Source organism: Roseospira navarrensis (assembly GCF_009601025.1).
Taxonomy (GTDB): Bacteria; Pseudomonadota; Alphaproteobacteria; order Rhodospirillales; family Rhodospirillaceae; genus Rhodospira; species Rhodospira navarrensis.
On the sequence record NZ_WIVE01000120.1, the window covers coordinates 1 to 4,966 of the forward strand.

3 protein-coding genes are annotated in these 4,966 nt (G+C 59.7%); all 3 read right to left on the reverse strand.

What is annotated here, in order from left to right:
* Positions 1-246: 246 nt before the first annotated feature.
* The 3 genes from GHC57_RS18650 to GHC57_RS20515 are packed head-to-tail and all read right to left on the reverse strand — an operon-like array spanning position 247 to position 4,833.
* Positions 247-2,841, reverse strand: a complete 2,595-nt coding sequence (locus GHC57_RS18650; RefSeq protein WP_211369252.1) for a DEAD/DEAH box helicase — start codon at positions 2,839-2,841, stop codon at positions 247-249.
* Between the two features lie 4 nt (positions 2,842-2,845).
* Positions 2,846-4,639 carry a site-specific DNA-methyltransferase gene (locus GHC57_RS18655; RefSeq protein WP_153347095.1) on the reverse strand — a complete coding sequence of 598 codons (1,794 nt, stop codon included), beginning with the start codon at positions 4,637-4,639 and terminating at the stop codon, positions 2,846-2,848.
* Positions 4,636-4,833, reverse strand: coding sequence for a type II toxin-antitoxin system ParD family antitoxin (locus GHC57_RS20515; RefSeq protein ID WP_153347097.1), 198 nt, complete (start codon positions 4,831-4,833; stop codon positions 4,636-4,638). Before GHC57_RS20515 ends, GHC57_RS18655 begins: the two co-directional genes overlap by 4 nt.
* Between the last annotated feature and the right edge of the window lie 133 nt (positions 4,834-4,966).

The window sequence follows — 4,966 nt, forward strand, 5'->3', positions numbered from 1 at the left end:
CCGTGGGGCGCGCCCCACGGATGGGCATGCAGGTGCGCCCCCTCGTGCAAAATTTCCAGACATCAGGTTACACAGCCATTCAATCGCACCTTGAAAGCTAACTTGGGACAGTAAGCTCTAGCCGTGAAGGGTACTTCTGAAAGATAGCAGCTGAGCGCCACAAAAAATGAAGCGGAAATTAGGAATAACACCCATCAAGTCTACACAGAACTCTCGCAATCCAAGGAGGCGAGCTCCAGCAAAGATTTACAGGTACTCCGGCAACTTGGTCTTCCACTCGCTCATGAGGATGAGGGTGCAGTTGACCGTCTCGCCGTTGTTCTGGACAAGCTCCAGTTCGCCGGCCGGCGTCGCGTCGTCCCACTGGAAATTGCCCGACATGAACTCCAGCACCTCGCGCTTGTAGGCGGTGTCCAGGTTGTCGAGCTGATCGCCTTTCGTCTCCAGCACGGATATCCGCTGCGCTTCGCCCTCGCCCTGCACCGCGAAGATAAAATCAGGGTATATTTTCGCCCGCTTCCATCCTTGGATGCTGTACTGCTTGCGCGCGACGTTTCGGTGCCACCAGACCATGGCCTTCTCGCCATCGAGATAAACAGCCACGTCCCGCTCGTCCTTGTTGAGATCATCCTTGTAGACCGGCGCGAACAAGCTCTTCTTCAGCGGCGCACCGTCCTTGCCGGGAAGCTGATCCGCGCCCTCCGGCTGCATGGTCTCCATCTCGAACGGCATGCGCCAGTTGCGACCGTCGAGACGTAGCCGGAACTGAATGCGGCCGGCGGCCACCTCGTCCTTGAAGAGTCTTTCGGCACGCGCCGTGCGTTCGGCATCAAGCCCACGCCGCAGCTCTTCCACGATCAGGCTGGTGAGCTTGCCGAGCTTGTCGTCATCAAAGCCCCGCGCCTTCAACGCCTCCACAAGCCGCGCGACGATCTGGCGGCCGACAAAGGGGTTAAGCACCAGGTCGGATATCATCCGCACCACGTGGGGCGCGTTGAATCTCATGGTCTCGTGGGTGGCCTCGATGCTTTCGCCGACGAAGAGCTCGTCGCCGTCATCCGACAACCTGATCCGCTGGAGCTGACTTTCGGACGCCTGGGCATTCTCGGGAATGCGCTCGGCGATCTCTTTCGGATCGAAGTCGCGCCAGTCTATGGCGGACAGAATGTCTGTTTCGTAGTCCAGCTCTCGCACATCCGCGCCGTCAACGCGCATGACCTTGGGAAGGTAAATCTCGGTGGACTTGAAGTCCGGCCGGCGCTCGATCTTGCGCGCCACCTTGCCGGCCGCGCCGGGGTCGTCGGCCGCCACCTCCAACACCAGATCGCCCAAGCCGTCCTGTTCCAAACCTTCCTTGATCGCGCTCACCACGTCGGCCGTTGCCGCGTGGTGCGTGATAACATGGCACTCGTCCAGGGCCGGTATCTCGGCTTTCAAGGCGTCCGGCTGGCGCAGAATGCGCCCGACAAGCTGCGTCATGGCCTTCTTGTTCGAACTGGCGGCCAGCGAGCACAGCACATAGGCGAAGGGGCAATCCCACCCCTCCTGAAGCGCCTGCTTGGTGATGATCGCCCGCACGCGGTTGGTGGGCGCGAGAAGGTTCTGGTTCTCGGGCTGGCTCAAATCGTTCGTCTCGGCCGTCTTGATCGCGATCTCCGCCTCGTCGAAGCCGGCGGTCAAAAGCCATTCCTTCACGTCCTCCGCGTGAATGTGTCCGCTTTCCCGTTGCTCGGCACCGGTGCGCTCCACCTGGATCAGCATGATCGGCCGGATATAGCGGCCGGTGTCCGCGCGCAGCGCCCGCGCCTTCTGGTCCAGGTCGTCCAGCTTGGTCAGCGCCGCGTTGAGGGTGGCCTTCCAGTCCGTGCCCTGACGCGGGTCGAGATTGAGGGGCATCTTGATCATGCCCTCGCGGTCCAGTTCGCGGCCCGTCACCTCGACCAGGACATTCGCATAACGGCCCTCGCGCGGGTTCTTGCCGCCGCGCGGCTGCACGTCCTGCGGGGTCGCGGTCAGCTCCAGCACAAAGCAGGGATTGAAGCCGTAGAGGGTCTTGAAGGCCAGATCGGATATGGCCCGGTGGCCCTCGTCCAGCACCACCACCGGTCGGATCACGCGCAAGGCGTTGCCAAGCGAGTCCTTCACCATCGGGAAGATATCGTCATAGGCGGCAAGGTTCGGCGTCTTCTCGATTGCCGCCTTGTGCGCCTGCTGCTCTCCCTCCGGCGGAAAGAAGCCGTGCACGTCGCCCCGGTCCTGAAACATCTTCAGGGTGTCCTGGGTCTCCCGGTTCGCGGACTGGAGCATCAAGAGCATGACGCACAGATTGTTCTCCACGTCCCGGGCATCGAGGGTGTCGGTTTTCTCCATGATCCGCACGCGGCCGGCGGCGGCCCGGTCGAGCGCCTGGCGATACGGGTGCTGGCGATCCTTCAGGTGCTTCAGCGTTTGGGTGTAGATCGCCTCGTTCGGCACGATCCACAGCACAAAGCCGGTATTGCGGCCGAGATAGCGACCCATGATCCGAGAGACGCCATTGACGGCGAGATAGGTTTTGCCGCCGCCGGTGGGCACCTTCAGCACGGCATTGGGCACGGGTCGCCCCACCCCGTCCCGGCGTTCCGAAAAGGGCATGTTTGCACGGGACGCCGGCAGCTTGCCGGCCGCCTTCAGCTCTTGCCATGCCGCTTCGGCAAAGTCCGGCACCTCAAGCTTCAGGTGCGGCTTGCTGGCCGCTAGCTCGGCGATCTCGTCGGCCTCGGCCTTCTTCTCCTTCAACACGTCGAGATACGTGTCGATGGTGGTCAGCACCCGGTCCTGATAGTCGAGCTGGCGCAACATCCGATCAGCTCCGCTCGATCCGGTAGAGCGAGAAGGGAAGCGGCACGAATTCCACCGGGATATTCTGCTCCTTCAGCATCTTCTGGCTGACAAAGCGCGCCGGCGCGAAAACAAGGTGCTTCTTGCCCGGCTTGGCCGCCGCGAACTCCTTGGCGCGGGAAAGGGTCAACGCCGCCTCAGGCGACTTCAGCCATTCCAGATCAGGCTTGTAGATCAGCCAGACATGCTCGCTCTCGCTTTCGCCGAGATAGAAGGCGGCCTCGTCCATCGCCGCCGATTCCAGCGCCTCGTTTGTCGCCATGTGGAAGAGCGCCGCGCCAAGCGAGGCATAGGGCGGCAGGTCTTCGCCGCTCAACACCTTGTCCAACTCGACCGGCTCGCCAAGCGTGCAATAGGTGAAGGTGCCGCCCAGGCCCTCGGCGTGTTCATCCACCTTCTTCTCGCCGGTGACGATCAGCTCGCCGTCCTTCACCTGCTTTTTGATGCTGTCATACTCATGGCCGTGCAGGTTCTCTATCCCCTCGACCTGCTTAGTCAGCTTCTCCGCGCTCTTGAGCTTGGTCCAGGATAGCTTCTCGCGGAGCAATTCCGTTCGTTGCGTGCCTTTGAAGTCGTAGCCTTTGATTACCCGCCGAACTCGCTCGGCAGTCAATTCGTCGGCATAGCCTTCCATTTCAACAAGAATGAATGTCCGGTCTCCAGAGTCAGCTTGGTTTTGCGCTAGAACTGCGTGCGCCGTTGATCCCGTTCCTGCAAAAGAATCGAGGATCAAACTATCCTTCTTCGTGGCAATCTGAATTATTCGTCTAATAAGTCGTGGCGGCTTCGGCGCGTGAAAATCTATCTCTACCTTTTCTGAAAAAATCTCCAAAAGCTGCTTCTTCGAATCTTCAGTATCATCCACCTCGTGACTCATCCACAGGGTAGATGGGACCAAACCTTTTGCTTCTTCTCGGTATTGTTTTATACGCGGCCGGCCGTTTCCACCCTTCGGCCAGTAAACTCGCCCTTCGGCCTTGAGGCGCTCAAACTCCGGCTCTGTCGCGCCCCAGCACCGGCCTTTCGGCGGATCAAGCTCTACGCCTGTCGGAGTGACAATTTTATAAACTTGATTCTCTCGGAACCCTTGCGCGGAAAACGGGATGGAGGACCATTCGCCCTTCGGGTCATTGTCAGGATTTGAGTACCCGTTCTCACCCGGCAAAAGCAAGTTTCTGTACAGTTTCCATAAATCAGGATCACTCTTAGAATATACAAGTATGTGATCGATACTTGGAGATAGAGCCGCGCGGTTCTCGCGAGAGGTTCTTTTTTGCCACGCGATTTGGCCAACGCACCGCTCGGCACCAAAAATCTCGTCTAGAATTGCCCGGCCCCGATGCACCTCGTTATCGTCCAGCGTTATCCATAGACTTCCGTGCTCGGACAGTAATTCAAAAAGGAGACGTAGTCGCGGCCACATCATGGCGCACCACTTGTCGTGGCGAAGACCGTCCTCGATCCCGATGGGGTTCGAGTCCAGCCATTCCTTGATCATTGGCGCGTTGACGTTGTCATTATAACTCCAGCCCTCATTGCCGGTGTTATAGGGTGGGTCGATAAAGATGCAGTCCACCTTGCCGGCATAGAGCGGCAAGAGGGCCTTCAGCGCGTGTAGATTGTCGCCGTGAATGATCAGATTGCCGTCGAGCGAGGGGTCGCCGATGCCCTTGTCCGCGTGCATCTCCAGCGGCCGGAACGGCACCGCCAAGTGGTGGTTGTAGACAAACTCTTTCCCCTTGAAATTCAGCTCCGTCATCCCCGGCCCTCGTTCCGATCCTTGTTCTCTTGTACGGCGTCTCCCGGCGCGTCTGGCGCACGCTGCGCGGCGGCCTCGCGTTCGATCATCAGGCGCAACCCCTCGCGAACAACCTCGCTCGCGTTGTTGTAGAGCCCGGACGCGACTTTGCGTCGAACGAACTCTTCCAGTTGTGGTGTGAGCGAGACGTTCATCCCCGATCCTCCCCGGTCGAGGATCGACAACGCAGCGAAGATTGTCAAACTTTGTTAAAGGCTTATCCCTTTGCTTCCGGCGCGATCAACATATCGTAGGAGATTGGGCCTTTGGTGGTGGCGATGCCCAGGA

Coding starts and splice junctions, on each gene's coding strand:
- GHC57_RS18650 (WP_211369252.1), bottom strand. CDS start 2,841: ATGTTGCGCCAGCTCGACTATCAGGACCGGGTGCTGACCACCATCGAC.
- GHC57_RS18655 (WP_153347095.1), bottom strand. CDS start 4,639: ATGACGGAGCTGAATTTCAAGGGGAAAGAGTTTGTCTACAACCACCAC.
- GHC57_RS20515 (WP_153347097.1), bottom strand. CDS start 4,833: ATGAACGTCTCGCTCACACCACAACTGGAAGAGTTCGTTCGACGCAAA.